This is a genomic window from Pseudotamlana haliotis, assembly GCF_008806375.1.
Classification (GTDB): domain Bacteria; phylum Bacteroidota; class Bacteroidia; order Flavobacteriales; family Flavobacteriaceae; genus Pseudotamlana; species Pseudotamlana haliotis.
The window spans coordinates 1-19,688 of the sequence record NZ_WAAT01000010.1 but is presented as its reverse complement, the minus strand read 5'-3'; the positions used below and the strand labels follow the sequence as shown (position 1 = coordinate 19,688).

Below are 19,688 nucleotides of genomic sequence, written 5' to 3'. Positions count from 1 at the left end.
TTGCCTTAATTCTGTTTAAAATTCAAAAGTACTTGAAATAAAATTATTATCAATATGATGCGTTATAATTTACAATTCCATTATTTTTGTCTAAAATAAAAATCCTATGCGTAAACTATTTTTCGTCTTAATAGCATTCAGTTTATTGTTTAACATGTCTTGTGATGATGGCGATATCATCACGGTTGAACTGGATTTTGACGATATTTTTTATAGTTGTGGGGTGAACAACTTGGTGTTTTATAAAACTAAGGAAGATCCTTCAGAATCACTTTCTCTAAAATTGACTGGGGTGACATTAAGTGAACTCTTAGTGGTTGATGCCAACGGGGTTTTTGAAGAAACTTATACTATAAGTGCTACTAATCCATTTAATTACCGAACTTATAGTAATGAAACGCTTCCAAGTGATTTATTTTGTTCAGATGTCCCAGATTCAGATGTAAAAATTACAGAAGATATTGAAAGTACAAGTGGTTTTGCTGATGTTAAAACGGTACTTACAGAAGCTGATGATGATGGGATTCCTTCCGCTTTTGAGGATATCAATGGGAATGGAGACTTAACCGATGATGATACAGACAGTGATGGGATTCCGAATTATATAGATTCTGACGACGACGGCGACAACATTTTAACTGCTGATGAAAACCCTGACCCTGATGGTGACGGTGATTTCAGTGATGCTCAAGATACCGATAACGATGGTATTCCTGATTATCTAGATGCTGATGATGACGGTGACAACGTACTTACAAGAGATGAAGAGAATGACTCTCAAGATTTTAATCCTGCCAATGATATTACTGATAGTGCCGTTGGACCTGATTATTTAAATGCGCAAGTAGCGACATCGGTTGCTGCAACAGGTTATAGAGGACAAGTTTACACCCAATATTATAAGGTTACTGTTAATTTACGAAATATAGATATCGAAATTTTATCTGCAGATGAAGTTGATTTTGGTGAATTAGAAAACAGCGCACTAACCAAAGTAGTAATTGCAGCACCAGTATTTAATTAGTAGGTACATTTTGAAAGATGTAAACTTCAGTCGCACCTAAACCATATTTTTGATAATTGGCATCATAATATTTCAAATTATTATAGCGCCCAAATAAATACTCAAGCTCTGTTTTAAGTACCCCCTCACCTACACCGTGAATAAATACAATTTTCTGAATACGCTTAGATATGGCGAACTCCAATTTGTGTCTTGCCGTATCTAATTGTAAAGTAAGCATATCAAAATTACTCATACCTCGAGAAGATTTTATGAGCTGATGAATGTGTAAATCAACTTCCATAGTTGGTTCATACCTATCTTTTGCACGCTTTGTGACTTGTTGCCTACGCTTCGGTTGTTCCTTTTCTGAAATTACGGCACTGATACTTGATTTTGAAAATAAGCCCGTTAAAGGCTTTTCTTTTTCACTTTTAACCAACTCCACATCTTGAAAATCTAAAGAAAATCCGTCTTCAGTTTCTATAGTAATGGTTCGTCTGTTAATTTGTGTAATGGTTCCAGACAAATCTTCATCTAATACCAACACATAGTCACCTAATTTAAAACTCATAATGCATTATCGTTATGGTTATCAGAATCATCAGATTCACTTCTACTAGGCACTGTTTTAGCAATTCTATAAATACCAATCATAAGCACTACAATACCACCAATAAGCATATATTGATTTTGATCAGCATTGGTTTTGGCATACATGGCAATAAAAGCGCCTATTATAATTAAAATATAATTAAAATATTTCATTCTTTTTGAAGATTAATCAGATAGCAAATTACGGGAAAAATTAGAATTGTTTTTTATTTTATCTGTTTAATTGTTTTTTGCAGGCCTTGAAACAATCACTTTTGCTTACTTTATAAACTAAGGACAAAGGCTTAATGAGAAATTCCTACAAAAGTTAGTGATCTTTTATTATTTTAGCCATTAGCTTTCGCAGAAATAATGCTTATGGAAGAATACATGTTACCTTGTTTAAACAAAAAGTACCTGGGCTTTGAATGTCTAGGCTGTGGCATACAGCGCGCCATTGCTTTTATCTTGCAGGGTGATTTTGTAGCAGCATTTAAAATGTATCCTGCTATTTATACGCTCATACTTTTACTTGGAATTATTGGCGTTCATGCCATTAAAAACTTAAGATTCGGAAATAAAATCATCACCCTTTTAGCCATAGTTAACGGCTTTATCATCCTAACAAACTTTATAATAAAAACCTTTTTCACCCACTAAATTATCTTATATGGAACAACAAAAATTACCAAACTCAACCCTTATTTTAGTATTCGGAATCTTATCAATACCGCTTTGCTGCCTTTATGGTATTGTAAGTGTTACTTTGGGTATCATAGCGATTGTATTAGCTAATAAAGCTGCAAAAATCTACAAACAAAACCCAGATGGCTATACAGGCTATCAAAATGTAAAAGTGGGTAAAATACTTGCTATTATAGGTATCATTTTAGGCGTACTTTATATGATCTTTGCCGTTTGGGCAATTTCCTATTTCGGATTTGAAGCTTTACAAGATGAAGATTTAATGCGTGAAAAAATGCAAGAATTGATGGGCGCTTAACCTACTCATAATTTATATAAAAAAGTTGGTTACTTCATTTTCCTTTGGATATATATGAAGTGACCAACTTTTTTTATTTACACCTTACTGGAGCAAACAAATTGATGAAACAAAAAACATAACTATACCCCAGCAGTGGAGTGTACCAGAAGCTTCAAAAAACAGCTTTGTACCATTCTAACAGAATATATTGATTCTTCGTTATTTTCATAAAAAAAGGCAGTTAAAAACTAATCTTTAAACTTAGTTTTTAACTGCCTTTTAGTTTATCTACTGAAATTTAGTTTTCTATTTCAGCCCCTCTGGAGCTTAAAATATTAATAATGCACTGGACTTTGGGTACACGGACAATTACTAATACCTTGTAAGAAGTTAATTCCTAATGTAATTAAATGCGTTCCTGAGTTATAGGCACCAATATCGTTAGTAGTTACTTGGTAAGCATAACCAAAATAGAACATACCTTTTTGAAAGCCTGCCATAGGCCCAATACTTAAAGGTTTTAAGAATTGATCGTTTAAGAAACGGTATGAAACACCACCCCAAATATAATCTTCATTTCTGCTATAGCTTCTAATTTTAAAGTTTACATCGGTACTAGAACGTTTATCTGAGCTAAACATTTGGTAAAAAACAGAAGGTTCATATTCAATACGACCATACTTCTTCCCTAGGGTAATCCCAGTATATATTTGATAATTTAAAAGTAAACTAGGCTCTAATGTACGAATGGCTTCATCAATGTTTTTAGGCAAAATATTATTCGCATTAAAACTTAAAAAATAACCTTTATTTCTATAAAGTAAACCTACATCGAAATTGTGATTTGATGTACGTCTGTCGTCAGTAACAAAGGGATCTAAGATTGGGTGATCATAACCGCCTTCAAAATTATCAATATTAAGTTTAAAACTATTTAAGTTATACGAAATACCAAAAGACATGTATTGCTTTGAATAATAGTCTAATATAATGTGATGCGCAAAAGAAATTTTCATACCTGTTTGCAAGGTATTACCATTTCTATCATTGTACAACGACAGTCCAACCCCTGTTCTATCGGCAATTCGAACATCACCATAAAACGCTTGGTTGTCTGGCGCATCCTCAATACCAACCCACTGTGTTAAACCGTTAAACCTAAGTTTTACATTATCTCCAATACCTGCATATGTTGGAGAAATAACAAAATTATTATCTGCTAAATACTGTGTGAATACAGGTAGGTTTAACTCTTGGCCGTAGCTTCTTACTACGACCATGAGTACTAGATATATGATAATTTTTCTTATTTGCATAATTTTAAATTCAGCGGTTATTGCTACTAATTTTTCTACCTATAAAGTGTAAAGTGACCAACATAATCTTTATCATAAAGTGGGTCATTAAGATTAATGACATACCAGTAATCACCAGTAGGTAACTCTTCACCATTATAAGTACCATCCCAAGTTTCATTCACGGCTAACTCTGCTAGTTTACGACCATAGCGATCAAATACTTGCACAGTTAAATCTTTGTATTGCGTTGCACAACCAGGTCCCCAGCCGTCTAAAGTACCATCACCATTAGGCGTAAAGTAATTTGGTATACATACATCAATAAACTCGAAGTAACGTGTTGCAGAAACTTCACAGCCATAGACATCTCTAACAGTTACCGTATAATCTCCAGATTCATAAATTAGGAATTTATCGGTACCACTAAACGCCCCGCCATCTAATGAATATTCGTAAGGTGCTACACCTCCAGTTGCTGTAGCAACAATTTGGTTTAACTCACCATCTTCTAGGATAAGCTGTACTGGAGTGATATTATCTACATCAAATAATCTTGTTGTTTTAACGCAACCATTGCTATGTCTTACATCAACAAATTGATCAAAACCACCAGGTACATCTACAAAAATATTACTAGCTTGATAAGGACCACCATTAAGCGAGTATTCCACCTGACTTAGATCTTGAATACTATCATCTACGGTAACAACCACTCTGTTAATCGAAGTATTATTAACACAATCGTATTCAACTACAACATGAGGGTCTAGGTTCACAGACTCAGGGAAATCAACATACCATTCTGAATCACAACCTTGAGCATCTAAAACATAAACTGTATGACCACCACCAGCAAGCCCTGTGAAATCAAACTGTGTTTGTGTCGCTCCACCTGTTACATAGTTTCCATTGATATCATCTAAGGTTACACTATAAGGTGCTGTACCCCCAGTAATATTAACACTAAACGCACCATCAAGATCACCTGCACACACTTCTGGTATTACCGAAGTTGGAATTTCAGTTAAAATCACTGGAGTAGGTTCGCCAATAGTAAAATCAAGAATTTCAAAACAACCTGCCTCATCTTGAACGACAACTTGATAAACACCTACGCTAAGGTTTTCAAAAGTTCCAGAATCAAAGAATTGGTTTAATTGTGGTGAAATCGCGTATTTAATAATTCCTGTTCCACCAGTAGCCGTAATTTGTATACTACCATCGTCACCACCACTACATGCGACATTTGACACTGCAAAAGGAGCTTCAAGCGGAGCAGCCGGTTGACTTATAGTAACAGGAAGAGAGGTTACTTCACAATCCACTCCGCTTGTAACATAAACTTGATAATCACCAGCAACAAGTTCGGTAAATACACCAGGGCTATTTTGAACAACAGGTGTAATATCATTACCGGTAGCATCTTGTAAGGTATAGATGTAGTTCCCTAATCCGCCTTGAGCTTTAGCTACAATTACACCGGTATTATCACCATAACAATTAATGTCTGCATTTGTAACATCGATATCAACCGTTAACGGTTCTAATGGATCAATCTTTACTTCATTAGACAAGCCTGTTGCACATCCATTTACATCACGAATATAGTATTGATATGTTCCAGGAGCTACCTGAATATCTATGGTAGTTGCAAAAGGTACTACGGTAGTGAAGGTAGCATCTGCACTATAAACATAAGGACCTGTTCCTCCGCTCGCTGTTAAAGTAAGCGTTGTCGAATTAGGAGCACAAGTTTGTGTTTTTGAAATCACAAGATCACTATCAATAAGTGTAGGCTCAGTAATAACAATGTTATTTGTAGTTGCTGAACAGTTCCAACCATCTGTAACCGTGACATTATAAGTACCCGCACTTAAACCTGTAAAACTTGAACCTGTTTGAGGCCCTGTTTGACTTGCTATAGGTGCAATTTTATTTAATGTATAGGTGTAATTAGAACCTTGACCATACATTGCAACAACATTAATAATTCCAGTAGCGTCTCCATAACAAAGTAATGCTGACGCTGGATCTAAAGTTGCAGTAGCATCAATTGGTGTTGGGTCTACTAATGTTACAACTGTTGTTGCAATACAGTCTCCTGAATCTCTAACATTTACATTATAATCTCCAGCATCTAAACCGGTAAATGTAAATGTTGAACCAAAAGCAGTAGCTGTTCCTCCCACCTTTTCTAATTGATACTCATAACCTCCTGGCCATCCACCAGTAGCACTAGCAGTAATGGTTCCGTTTGCTAAATCACAAGTTATTTCAGTATGGGTTTCTAATGCTGTTAATGCTGCCGTAGGGCCTGTAATAGTGAAGGCTTTGCTCACCTCACATTCTGGTGAGTTTGTTAAAACAGCAGTTAAAGTATATGTACCCGCCTCTAAGCCTGTAATTGTTTGAGGTCCTGCATTAAGTACCGCTCCACTTTGTACAGTGATACCAGAAGCATCTTCAACAATATAACTGAAGGCGCCCGACTCATCGGTTGGTGATGGTACACGGTCGATAAATGTAACATTCACGGCACCATCATTATTACCATAACAAGTGATATCAATTACGTTGTCAATTGTTAAATCAAAAGTATTTGGATCACTTACGTAGTGATACTTTCTTAAGTAACAACTTGTATCTATATTTGAAACTTCCACTAAATAGTTTCCAATATCTAGGCCTGTGAAAACTCCATGATTATTAATATCGGTAAATCCACCAGCTATTGGTGTTCCATCAGATTCTACCTCCGATACAACATATTGTAAGTTTGGAGTACCTGTTCCTGTCGTGCTCACAGAAACTGTAATGTCTTCACCAGTTACACAAGTGATTCCGTTATTTACCACAATATCTAAATCCTCTATACCTATAAACGGAATAATAGTAGCAGTTGTACTTCCTATACAACCTTTATCGTCATATACATTAATAGTATAAGAACCACCAGCTAAATCTGTTTCAGTATATACTGGATTGTTACTACGTTGCTCAGTTATTCCACCACGAATAAACTCATAAATCGCATAGTTTCCAGAACCTCCATTTACGCCTGAAATTGTAATTGTTGCATAATTTGAAGTATTGGTATCTGCAATACAAGCATATTGTACAACAGTTGGAAGCGGCATAACGATTTCATCTGCTTCATCTACTATGATATCTTGAGTATCTACACAGTTTCTTCCAGAAGTTACTTGCACAGTATATGTTCCTGCAGATAAACCGCTAAATACGTTAGAAGGTTGAGCAGCCACTGTCGTCGGTCCTGCAATAATCTCATAACTGTAAATTGGATTATCTTGAGTAGCATCTAAGTTTACAGTTATTTGTCCGTCACTACCTCCATTACAGGTTACATCAATAACATCTGTAGCAAAGATGACATCTGTAGGCTCTTCTAAAGTCACCTTCGTGTCTAAAGCACATCCCGTATCATTATCAGTTACTGTAACTGTGTATTCAATAGTATGTGTTAAACCTTCAAATCCAGTTGCTGTTGGTGTAATACCCGTTGAAGGGTTAATAGCATACGTATAATTTGTAGATCCACCATTGGCGGTTACATCTATCACACCATCATTATCTGCACATGTAGGATGTGAAACAATAGTTGCATATAAATCTAAATTCTCATAAACTGTCACCGGAGTACTTGTGCCTTCACAGCCATTAGAATCTTTAATAGTCACGGTATAAGTTCCTGCTGTTAATCCAGTAAACGTTGGACTTGTTTGGAAACCGTTACCAATAGAATATTCGTAAGGTGCTACACCATCCGCTCCAGTCGCTGTAAACTCGTAAGTTCCTCCAGGTGTTACACATGTTGCAATAGTAGGAGCAGTCACTGTTGGCATGGTTTCTAAAGTAACATTTACAGTAGTGAACTCAGTACAACCCTTAGCATCCTGTACATACACATCCCAGTCTAAATCAGCTCCAGAATTTGTATCTACAACCAGTACATTAGTATTTGGAATAAATATGGTTGGTGCAGTAGCGCCGCTTGGCACAACCGCATAACTATAACTTGGTGTTCCATCTGCCGCAGTCACCGTGATTGTTGAATTGAATTCATTACAATGTACATTAGTAGTAACTGCGGTAAGATTCAATGCTGCTGCTGGTTCTGTAATGGTAACATCTGTAGATGCTGTACAACCGGTAGTAGTATCTGTAATTTCTAGGGTATAATTTCCTGCAACCATATCGCTTACAGTAACTGTATTGCCTGTTGGTGTTCCTACTGTTGCCATTCCTGTTGTTAAGGTAGCTGTAAAACTAGTTGGTACATTTGTTACCGTAAAAGTTGCTGAACCATCATTACCACCAAAACAAGAAACATCACTGAGTACTGTTCCTGAAACATTGACATCTTCAGCCGGGTCTACGGTATAACTTTCATCGTAGTAGCAACCGTTTGCATCTGTTACACGGAAAGTATAAGTACCAGAAGCTAACCCATTAAATGTATATGATCCTGGCTCTGCTACTCCTCCTACAACTGCAGTTGGGTAAAGAATACTATAATCAAATGGTGCAATGGCTCCTACATTTGGAGTTAAAGTCACATCTGATGTTAATTCAGTTGGATTACAGGTTACCGTGGTAGGACTAAACGTTAAATCGTTTGGTGGTGTAATATTTGGTACGGTTTGACTTGCTGAAACTGTACAGCCTTTAGTATCACGTACTATTACATTAACAACACCCGGTAAGTTAGTGGTATAGGTTGCCGTATTGCTAAATGAAATACCACCATCAAAGCTAAAGAAATACGGTGCTGTTCCACCAGAAGGATCCGCTACAAGTATAGCTCCTTGTTTTGTGTTTCCGGCACCACAAGATAGTGCAGTGTCTAAATCTAAGTCTGCGATTAAAGTATTAGGCTCACCAATAACAACTGTTGTTAGAGCGGACTCACAACTTTTACTATCACGCACATACACATCATAACTTCCTACTTTAAGTCCAGGGAATTGGTTGTCATTTCCTTGATATGCAATTCCTGAACCATCATCAATACCAAACTCAAATGGCCCAACACCAGCTGTAGCTGTTACAGTAATCGTTCCATCGGAGCCTCCGAAACAACTCACATTAGTTTGAGTAAAACTAAGCATTGGTGTAATTGGAGTATCAATTGTAATAACTTCTGAAAAAGCTTCACAACCTGCACCGTCAGTTACTCTAAATTGATAATCATCTGCTGTTGTAGTATCATAAGGCAAACTAATTGTAGAGTATGGAGCTCCTCCGATACTTACAGCATAAGTATAAGTCCCATCTCCGCCATTAGCAGTAAATGTAAACTCTGCTGGATTTACCACACAATCTAATTCGGTTGCCGTGACATCTAGGGTTAATTGCTCGTTTACTACATAAGTTTTAGTATCAATACATCCATTTCCATCCTTAATATGCACATAATAAGTATTGGCTGCAGTTATTAAGAACGTATCATTTGAACCAAATGCAGCAGGGTTAGGAGTTGCATTTGTTGATACATGGTATGTTAATGGAGTAATCGCTGTACCTGGTGCTACCTCTGACAAAGTAATAGACATTGAATTCCCATCAAAACATTGAGCTGCTGGTGCGGCTACTTCTGGAAGTGCATCTATTGCAATCGTTTCATTTAATTTAAATTCACAATCATTAGCATCCCAAATTACAATATCCCAATTAGTACGAATAGCCGGGTCTAGCATCAATACATTACTCGTTTGAAAATCGGAAGCCATTGGACTAAATCCAGGGGCTCCGGCCGCATAGCGGTATGGCCCTGTACCTCCCGTTGTTGTTAGAGTTACTTGTGCCACTGAATTACAATTGGCGTTTATATTACTTGTGACATTAGAGTCAAGCGCTTGAGTTGGCTGAGTAATTGTAAACGATTCTGTATTAGAACACAGCGTTCCTCCTACTTCTGTTACTTGAAGTACATAATCACCGGCTGCCAACCCTGTAACACTACCTGAAACTGGACCTCCTGCAGGTCCCGATAAATCTATAGCTGGAGAAACAACAGGTACTAATGTCAAAGCATTAAGAACTTCATATTTAATATCAGTTACAGTACTGTCATAATTCTCAACTGAGAAACCAATGGTGCCATCTGGAGTTCCAAAACAGTTAACATCACTAGTAACTATATTTGTGATCTCAATCGTTGAAGGCGGATCAGGCATTGTAGCCTCATGAATAGAGATACAATCATTAGCATCTTTCACTTGTAAAAAGTAAGTCACCCCGTGTAACAAACCTGAATAAGTATAAGTTGGAGAGGCAATAGGTGCTGTTTCAGTGCCTGGCTGTCCAAAAATAGAATACCTATATGGTGGAACACCCCCTGTTGTTTCAACTAAATAATCAACCCCTAAAGCACAACTATTAGAATCTACTTCACCTCTATACTCTAAATAAGGAGGTGTTTCTATTCTAATTTTAGGGCTATTAAATTCACAACCATTAGCATCAACAATCGTAACATAATAATCACCAAAATTTAAACCAGCAAAGGTATACACTGGTGTTGCCGCCGCACTTATTTCTGTATATGAACCAACTACAGCGTAAGCATTATCGTACAAAGTATATTCATAAGGAGCCACACCCCCCGTATCAATGTTTACATCGATACTTCCAGGCGTATTAGCATTACATAAAATTGGATTTGAAACAATAGTAGGAACAATTGGATCTGGCTCTGTTATAGTTACTGTTCCTGTAGCATCACAACTTTTAGAGTCTCTTACTATATAATTATAAGAACCATCGGCTAAACCACCAAATACATTGGTTGGAACATAAGTTAATCCCCCATCAATACTATACTCAAATGGGCCTGCTCCTGTATTTGCTGTTAAGGTTATAGAACCATCGGTACTGCCGTTACAAGTTGGGTCAACTTTTGTTGGGGTAACAGTAACTGGATCGGTTGCTGTAACAACTATCGGGTTCGTTACCACTATACATTTGGTTGTTGTATCGGTAATTCTAAATATATAAGATCCTGCTGTTCCTGTTGTAAATGGTAAACTTACTAGAGTGGAATAGTTTGTTCCACCATCGCTAGATACTTCATAAGTATAAGCTCCACTTCCGCCAGCTGCATTAATTTCGATTATGGCATCTTCGTTTCCTGGTTCACAAGTAATATCCTTATTTAAAATTGCGCTACCTGTTAGTACTGGGTTAAGGGTAACATTTGCCGTAGCAGTACAACCATTAGCATCTCTAATAGTAATGGTTTGAACTCCATCAGCATTTACCGTAAATATCGGATTAGTTTGATAAACACCTCCATTTAAACTGTATTCAAAAGGTGCTACTCCCCCAGGTGTTGTGTCTGGAACAGCTTCAATTTCAAAAGGTAATGTACAACCATTATTAACATTAATAGTTAATGCTGGAGTTCCATCACTTGAAATCGCCACATCTATTTGCTCGACACAGCCATTGGCATCTTTCACATAAACATCCCAATCTGTAGCTGTTGATGGATTTAGATTAGCTATAGCACTAGCGGTATAATCACCTGGGGTTGGGCTTACACCATCTTGAACAAAAGCATAAGTATAAATAGGTGTACCGCCGTTGGCTTCTACGCTTACCTGAGCTTCAGGCGTATCGCAATCGGCATTTACGTTATTAATTTCTGCTAAGCTTAATGCCGACGTTGGTCCGCCAACAATAACATCATCTGTTGCAGTACATCCCGTAATGTCATCAGTGACTATAACAGAATAAGTTCCTGCCGCATAATTAAGCAAATCGATAGTTGCTGCTGATTGACCTGTTATAGGAGCAGCTGAATCTACTGAATAACTATATGTTCCTGAGAATCCAGAAACTTCTAACTCAATAGCTCCAGTTGTATCACCAAAACACAATACATCACTAGTTACTCTAGCAACAAGTGCTATTGGTGTTACCGATCCTATAGTATGTGCTTCTGTATAAGAACATCCATTAGCATCAGTCACTTTAAATACGTAAGTGTTTGGGCCTAGGCCTGAAAAGATTCCATCATTATTTGAAGTTGCTGCACCAGATGGATCTGTAATTTCATAAGTTAATGGTGCTACTCCACCAGTTACTGTTACAGTAACCCCTGTAGCAGGAGCCGCACAAGTTACAGCACTTGAAGCGAATGATAAATCTGTTGGTGAATCTAATGGGTCAATGGTTAGACTTCCACTAACTGTACAACCATTAGCATCTTGAACGGAGTAGTTAATAGTTTGTGTTGTTCCATCATCAAAAACATCTAAGGTTCTTGTATTACTAAAGTTCGTGCCATCAAAACTATATTCGTATGGTGCAGTTCCTGTTGTTGGTACGTCAATAGTTACTACTGCAGGTTGTTCTACATTACTTATATTACATGATAAATCTGTAACGCTCGCACTTACAACTAATTCTGTTGGTTCACTTAATGTTACAGAACCAAGGAATTCACATTGATTAGCATCACGAACAATATAATTATATGTGACACCTGCCGATAAACCTGAGTAGGTCGCATTATTTGTAAATCCACTACCATCAAAATTGTATTCATAAGGAGTTGCTCCGCCTGTTGCATTTATAACCACAGAACCGTTGTTGTCTCCAAAACAATTTGGATTTGTATCCGTAGTTGTTGCCGTAGGGTTAGAGATTGCATTTACTGTGATCTCAGAAGATAAGCTTGTACACCCTTCAGCGTCGGTTACCTCAAACTGGTAAGTTCCAGCAGTAGCCGTTTCTAAAGTAAATGTTGAACTCGTAAAATTCACAGTTCCTGTACCTTGAACTAATGTCACAGTATAAGGCGCATAACCTGCAGTAATTGTTCCAGATAATTCAGCCTCCGGTGAAGTAGAACAATCTAATCCTTTATCTAATTGCGCCGAAATACCTAGTCCTCCAGCAATTATGTGAGTCCCTAAATTAGCCTCGCAATTATTTGCATCAATCATCCAAACTTCATAAGAACCTGGCGCTAAACCAGTAAGTTCTTGACTAGCTTGATAGCCAATATTTCCATTAGTACTATCATATCTATAACGGAATGGTCTTTTTCCATCTATTGGATCTATTCTAATTGTTGCTCCCGTACCTAGATCTAAACACGGCTTTGTAATATCAATATCTGCTGTTGGTGTACCTACAGACTCTATTTTTACATCATAAGTTCCGTTAGGTGAACAATCGTTAGCATCAGTAACACGTACTGTATAATCGCCTACTGCCACATTACTCAAGGTTCCACCATTTGGTAAATTATTTACAAAAGTATCTACGACAACACCTACTGTATCTAATAATTCTATGGTGTAAGGTGCTGTTCCTCCAGTAACCTCTGCTTCAATACTTGCTCCGGTGGTACAAGTTGCCTGTGTAGGCGTTAAGCTTAATTGTATTTCACTAGGTTCACTAATGCTTTGTGGAATTGAAACCTCACAACCTGTAGAAGTAGCGTCATAGCGAATTTGCACGTTGTACGGATTTCCTCCATTATCATCTAAATCTATAATATCAAACGGTGAAGTCCTTACGGTATTCCAAGTCGTTTCACCATCGATAGAATATTGGTAACCATTAGTCGTGTCGAAGTTAGTTGCTGAAATCGTTATCGTTGCATCATCAGCACCATTACAGGTTACATCTGTATGACCAGTCACTTCAGCTGAAAAAGCTTGTCCTGAATCAATGATGATAGGAAATTCAACTTCTTGTATACAACTAATAGGTAGTTGATAAACACGTATATCATCAATAGCTACATCGTTACCATTGGTTTGTCTAACACTTGATCGCACAATAAACTCTAAACTAGTGTTATTACCAGGATTTAGTACTACTGGGGTTTTGGGGTAATTTTCCCATTGATTCGATTTAGGCACACTTCCAGTTGCATAAGTTGATATTTCAACTCCTGAACCATCGACTAATGCTAGAGTTAAATTAGGATCGAATTGGGGGCCACTTTGTGGATTATTATTATCTAAAAGGTTAAACGCATAAACCTCAAAATTAATAGGCTGATTAGGAATAATATCATTAATAGTTTTGCGATAAAGAACATCATTTTCAGGAAGTTGATCTCCTATATTTACCACCAATGCGCGTCCATTAGGGTCGGTATTATTAGAAGTATGATCCCCTGGTTGCAGCCAGTTACCATAAGGCGACAGGATGCGAGAGGTTACAGTGTAATCGCCATCTTGAATATTTCGTTGATCTTTACAATAAGGGGGGGCTTGTTGATATTCAAAACAATAGAAAGCAGTATTGATACCAGGTGATTCAACATCATCTCCAGAGCCAAAAGTTTCTAATAATAAATTACTATAAGTTGGTACATCTAGTAACTCATACTGTACACTAATGGTATGATTCCCACTAGGCACATTTAGAAAGGTTGTAGGGTCTGCTGTATTTGGATTTTCTACACCGTCAAGTAAGTACGTATAAGCAAAATTAGAACCACCGTTGTTAGTTACATTTACTGTGGCATTTGCTGTTCCGTCGCAATTATATTGTGGGTCAATGTTATCATCAATAACTGGATCTTCTGGCTCAGGATCTAGAATAATATTAGGCATTGCAAAAATACAACCAGAAGCATCTCTAATATATAATGTGTAAGTACCTGGAAAAACTTCAGCACTATTAGAAGAAACCCAAGTTGCACGATTATCAAAACTATATTCATAAGGGGGTACGCCACCTTGAGGGTTTGTAATTCTAACCGTACCTTCTCCATTTGGTCCACAACCTGCTAATTCTGAAACCCCTGCTGAAGCTGTTAAAGCATCATCAGGACCATCAATAGTTACATTTTGAGCTGGAGTAAAACATGCTGCACCATTAAATGAATATTTAATCATTGTAGCATAAGTGCCAACTGATAAATTTGGAAAAGTATCATTATTAAAATAGTTGGATCCATTATCAATACTATATTCAATAGTGTAACCATTAGCATTACTTACATTAAAAGTAATTTGAGCCGAACCTTCACCGTAACATGCCAAATCTGACCCCGTTACTGTGAATGTTGGTGGCGCAATTTGTTCAACTTCTACAGAAACATCTGCAGTACAACCATTCGCATCGGTAACTCGGTAATTGTAAGTCCCTGGTGTATCTATAACAAAAAGACCGGTATCTTGAATATCATGAGGTGTGTTTAAATCTACAAAAGAATAATCAGCTGTTCCTCCACTAACTGATATATTCACTTCCCCATCTCCACAAGTTATTGGACTAACTGAAGTCGAGGTTATTAAATCGCTTGGTGCTATGATATCAACTTTATCAGTAAACACACAACCATCCTCTAAAGTAACTTCTATATCATAAGTTCCTGGAGTTAAATTTATGAATTCATGAGACTTATCTGAAATCCAGTTTGAATCTCCTTTGTTAACGCCACTCTCTGTAATCACATAACGATAATCATTATTATTACCACCATTAACATTTAATTTTATACGTCCGTTTACGTCTCCATAACAAGTTGGATTAAAAGCAGCAACCTCTAACTTAGGATCAAATTGATCTATTTGAACATTATATTCAAACTCACAAGGGTTTGTATTAACCCCAATTTGTTTAATTTTTACATTATAATTACCAGGAGCTGAAACTTCATGAACATTATTAGTTGTATACCCTCCTCCATCAAAACTATATTCATAACCTGTAGGCAGATTATTTACAGTGATTTTTCCTGTGGTATTACATATAATATCCTCAGTTTCTATATCTGGATCTAATAAATTAGTATAGGCATTAAAATAGAATTGGTTGAAACAACCACCATCATACTCTATTGTTAAACGGTATTCCCCAGATTCTGATAAATCAAAATCAGGCCCGTCATTTAAGAAATTCCATTGGCATCCTGAATCTGTATTTGGGCAGCCCGATTGCGTAACAGCATTACAAGATGTTTCATCCAATTTCTCCCAAATGATGCTTGTATAGTTTGTTAATGAGGTTTGAATGTTTCTAATATCACTTATTCCACACAAATAGAAATTAGGCAGTTGTGAACCATCATTTCCACATTGCAAAATTTCATCAGCATAAGAAGCTACAGGGTTACCAACATTACCTCCAAAATAAGAAACATTGAATTGTTTTTCAGTAGATCTACAAGGTGCTATAGCATTATTTCTAACATAATAAACACCGGGACTTGTAACAGTTAATTCGTCATTATTTCCGGCTAACTCTTGACTACTATCGCTAAAAGTTGGATCGGTAGACCATAAATAGGAATCATATCCACTTGGAGCAACAAGTATTGTGCTGTCCCCACACAAATAAACATCTTCTTCAAATGTACAATTATCTATATTTGCCAAAAAGTTAGTAGCTTGAGGCGCTAGTAAACAGTTGTTATCTTCATTATATTCATAACTAGGTTCATCGGTAATTTCATAAGTGTCATTTGTTACACCATAATAGGTCGCATAAGCCTGATTTCTAATAATATTAGAACAAGCATCGCTTAATTCGTTACAAGAGTTAACCACCTTTACATTAAATATTATTTCTGAAATATCTATATCTGTAGGTCCTTCTTTCTTCGTAACCAAATGGTCTGGAACGGTGAACACCAATTCACCTGTATCAGAATCATAAGTATGTGTAATTCCAGGTGTTACAAATTCGATATCATCAGGGTAATTAAAATTCACATTTATAGGTAGTTCATCTCTTATGGTTAAACCTGTGGCATCATCATTACCAATATTTTCAATAGAAATAACATATTTCAAATCAGCACCTAAATTGACAAGCTCTCCTCCTATATCCTGACCTGCGTCATTTTGTACAGCTTTGGTCAAAACCACTTTAGGTTCAATAATATCTACAGCAAAAGTTGTTAAAAACGGACCAATACCATCACCTGACGTAGTTAGTTTCAAAGTTCCAGCTGTTTCGTCGTTTGGAAGAATAGCATTACCATTATTTGGTAACAAAATATTTTTAATATCAAAACCTAAGTTATTTTCACTATTAGGGTTTCTATCGGTCATATATTCCCCTTCATCAGTAATCCTTGAATTAAAAAAATTGTCATTAGGATTTAAATCATCATAAAGCCTCGTAAAATTAGATATCGAACTTGCTTTAAATCTAAAAGTATCACCACCTAAACCATAATCACCTTCTAAAGAAGCAACGCCTATTTTGGCGTTTACTGGTAAAGGAGCTGGTAATGTTTGAAAACCAGCAATGTCAATATCCACATCCGCCTGAGAGTTTTGTACTACAGCATAACCATCAAATGTTGAAATAAATTTACTTGGTAAATCAGGGCTTTCATAAATTACCACGAGTGTCCACCCTCCGGCACAACCACCATTTCTTCTTCCTTGTGTAGCCCTAAGGTTAGCTACAGTGTAAGTCCCATCTGCTTCAGTTAACCCCTGAAGTAAACTCGTTACATTTTTGTAGCATAAAATAGGTCCATCTTTTATAGGTCCGTTTTCAGTTAAGTAATCAGCATTTAAACCATCTAAAATAATTTCATCTCCAGTAGCTTCTAAATCAATATAACCTCCTGTTGGTAATTTGAATTTAATTGTGTTCCAATCATCTTCGCGAGGGGTCCCCCCAAAAGCCGAGCCATCTCCCACACCATTAGGGTAAGCAGAAGCCCAGTACAAACCCGCGTAAATAATTTGTTTACAGGTTATATTCGTATTTAACCCAGCTGAACTCGAGCTAAATGTACTTGAATCCCCGTCAATATCGATATATTCGGCATCAACATTGTTATTACTATCAGTACCATTGTAAGGTAGATCGTACTTACTTCCTTTTCCTTTTATAATACTATTTCCTATTAAGGCTATATCTCCTTTAACACGGATACTTGTCTCTCCTGGAGCTAGTTCTCTGGCAGTAAAAGGCACAGCGACTTGACCAAAAGCCTCTTGTCCAATTAAAGCGATGAAAAACAATAAAATGAAAATGACGTTCCTCTTTTTTAGATTAAAACACAATGCCATTATTCTTGATAATATGGCATGCGAAAGAGGTACACATGTCGAAAAAGTAGTTTTTTTCATGTTGGTTAAGTTTGGGGCGTTTACATGTATCATCTTGATGAACAACACACTATAAACCTAGTTTAATCATATTTCTATGTACATCATGTACATAGAAGCATGTATTTAAACTGTTTTTTTGGTTTTTTAACGGTTTTTAACGTTATAAATATCGTAAAATAATTCGGAACAGAACATAGTGTTGATAAAAATTATGCATTTTATCGATAAAATAACACCTTTAATACGATAAATTGAAGTGTCAAGTAGTATAATGATTACAAATAAAAATTCTTGAAGATTTGAAGAAGCCTTTCAGTTGAAATATCAAGAACATTTTGATATGAAATCCATTTTTTAAAATGAAAATAAAAAAACTGCCTGAAACAAAGTATATTTTTATCGCGAAAACCTAAACACCAATTTGAATTGGTTCATCGTTTTGCTTTCAAAAAACATACGTTTCAGTCAGTTTTTTATAATGTCATCAATAGGTATGACCACTATTATTTTTCTATTTTAACAATAGACATTTTACTATTAAATGGTTTATTCCCTTTACTTCCTAGGGCATTTTGAGCATTACTCATACCATCATAATGTTCATAATAGATATAATATTTACTCGTATTCACATCAAAGAAGAAATTAATATCCTTTTGTCCTGAAGCTACTGCCTTTCTAAGGAATTCATCACGCTTATCGGTATCGGTATGCACAGCAACCACCAAATAGTAACCTTCTTCTACATGCTTAATACCTTTAACAATTTGAATATTACTTAGCTCCTCACCATAATCAAAATCATCAGCTGTTAATGGTTGAGAACTAACAGGTGTATTCTGTCTGATGACATTTAGTGCTGCTCTATCTTTTTGGTAGCGTTCTTCATCATTATCATATAGCGCACGTTTGATTCTACGTTTTCTCTCTTCTTTAATCTCTTCTTTTAATTCTTGGATTTTAAAGATTGATCCTTGTCTAATTTGTAACACTTCAACCTGCTGAGATTTTAATTCTTCAATTCTACGCTTATAGAATTTATTTGTAGCATCATTAGGATCAGAAACTTCACTTAAACGTTCTTTATAAATTCTATCTAATCGACGAATTTTATTATTCTGAGCTGCAACAATGTTGTCAATCTCGTTAGTAAGCTCTTCCAGTTCTCGATTTTCAGCTGAAATACTCTTAAAAGCTTTAGGTGCTTTTACAATACCTTGTTCGCTTAAGTTATTCTCCTCAATTAAATCATCAAGATCTTGCTGCTTGATAGCAACCTTTTCTTTTAACTTATCGATGAGCTCTTCCTGTTCTTTACTCGATTCGTGTAATGATCTTGCAACATCATTCATCTGTTTAGTTGCCTCATCTTTAGGCGCAATTGCTTTTAAAGCTTCCTCTTTTTCAGCCTTGAGTCGAGCTGCTTCTGCTAATGCTGCCGCTTCCTGTTCTTGTTTAAGACGATTTTCTTCGGCTAATCTCGCCTCTTCTTCTTTTCTTAAGCGTTCTGATTCCGCTAAGGCTGAAGCTGCAATTTCTTCTTGAAGTCGTTTCTCTTCAGCCAGGCGTGCTTCCTCTTCTTGTCTTAAACGTTCTGCTTCTGCTAAAGCTGCTGCGGCTTGTTCTGCTTCTAATCTTGCGGCTTCGGCTTGACGTGCTTCTTCTTCTTTTCTTAAACGTTCTGATTCCGCTAAGGCTGCTGCTGCTTGCTCAGCTTCTAATCTTGTTGCTTCTGCTTG

7 protein-coding genes and 1 pseudogene are annotated in these 19,688 nt (G+C 36.5%); 3 read left to right on the top strand and 5 right to left on the bottom strand.

Annotated features, from left to right (window positions below; translation table 11 throughout):
• Positions 1-106: 106 nt before the first annotated feature.
• A complete protein-coding gene (locus F6U93_RS01675) occupies positions 107-1,024 on the top strand; it encodes a hypothetical protein (RefSeq protein WP_150936234.1) in 918 nt (305 codons plus the stop codon).
• Here the strand turns inward: F6U93_RS01675 and F6U93_RS01670 are convergent.
• Both F6U93_RS01670 and F6U93_RS01665 read right to left on the bottom strand, forming a co-directional pair.
• Positions 1,017-1,577: a Smr/MutS family protein gene (locus tag F6U93_RS01670; protein ID WP_150936232.1), complete on the bottom strand. Its 561-nt coding sequence runs from the start codon at positions 1,575-1,577 to the stop codon at positions 1,017-1,019. The genes F6U93_RS01675 and F6U93_RS01670 overlap by 8 nt on opposite strands.
• Complete coding sequence (locus F6U93_RS01665) at positions 1,574-1,771, bottom strand: hypothetical protein (RefSeq protein ID WP_150936230.1); 198 nt, start codon at positions 1,769-1,771, stop codon at positions 1,574-1,576. The genes F6U93_RS01670 and F6U93_RS01665 overlap by 4 nt, the downstream gene beginning before the upstream one ends.
• Before the next feature lie 204 nt (positions 1,772-1,975).
• On the opposite strand from F6U93_RS01665, the gene F6U93_RS01660 reads away from it, so the two are divergent.
• Both F6U93_RS01660 and F6U93_RS01655 read left to right on the top strand, forming a co-directional pair.
• Entirely contained in the window at positions 1,976-2,257 is a 282-nt protein-coding gene (locus F6U93_RS01660) for a DUF2752 domain-containing protein (RefSeq protein WP_150936228.1), read from the top strand.
• 10 nt (positions 2,258-2,267) lie between these two features.
• Positions 2,268-2,600 carry a CCC motif membrane protein gene (locus tag F6U93_RS01655; RefSeq protein WP_150936225.1) on the top strand — a complete coding sequence of 111 codons (333 nt, stop codon included), beginning with the start codon at positions 2,268-2,270 and terminating at the stop codon, positions 2,598-2,600.
• A gap of 317 nt (positions 2,601-2,917) precedes the next feature.
• On the opposite strand, the gene F6U93_RS01650 is transcribed toward F6U93_RS01655, so the two are convergent.
• From F6U93_RS01650 to F6U93_RS01640, 3 genes and pseudogenes are all read right to left on the bottom strand, one after another.
• Positions 2,918-3,898 carry a PorP/SprF family type IX secretion system membrane protein gene (locus F6U93_RS01650; RefSeq protein WP_150936224.1) on the bottom strand — a complete coding sequence of 327 codons (981 nt, stop codon included), beginning with the start codon at positions 3,896-3,898 and terminating at the stop codon, positions 2,918-2,920.
• 35 nt (positions 3,899-3,933) lie between these two features.
• On the bottom strand, positions 3,934-17,967 hold the full coding sequence (locus F6U93_RS01645; RefSeq protein ID WP_191963434.1) for a T9SS type B sorting domain-containing protein: 14,034 nt from the start codon (positions 17,965-17,967) through the stop codon (positions 3,934-3,936).
• 485 nt (positions 17,968-18,452) lie between these two features.
• Positions 18,453-19,688 (bottom strand): annotated as a pseudogene (locus F6U93_RS01640) (PorP/SprF family type IX secretion system membrane protein); the annotation flags it as partial.

Excerpts from the sequence above, each read along its gene's own strand:
- F6U93_RS01655 (WP_150936225.1), top strand. The coding sequence starts at position 2,268 with ATGGAACAACAAAAATTACCAAACTCAACCCTTATTTTAGTATTCGGA.
- F6U93_RS01665 (WP_150936230.1), bottom strand. The coding sequence starts at position 1,771 with ATGAAATATTTTAATTATATTTTAATTATAATAGGCGCTTTTATTGCC.
- F6U93_RS01675 (WP_150936234.1), top strand. The coding sequence starts at position 107 with ATGCGTAAACTATTTTTCGTCTTAATAGCATTCAGTTTATTGTTTAAC.
- F6U93_RS01670 (WP_150936232.1), bottom strand. The coding sequence starts at position 1,577 with ATGAGTTTTAAATTAGGTGACTATGTGTTGGTATTAGATGAAGATTTG.
- F6U93_RS01645 (WP_191963434.1), bottom strand. The coding sequence starts at position 17,967 with ATGAAAAAAACTACTTTTTCGACATGTGTACCTCTTTCGCATGCCATA.
- F6U93_RS01660 (WP_150936228.1), top strand. The coding sequence starts at position 1,976 with ATGGAAGAATACATGTTACCTTGTTTAAACAAAAAGTACCTGGGCTTT.
- F6U93_RS01650 (WP_150936224.1), bottom strand. The coding sequence starts at position 3,898 with ATGCAAATAAGAAAAATTATCATATATCTAGTACTCATGGTCGTAGTA.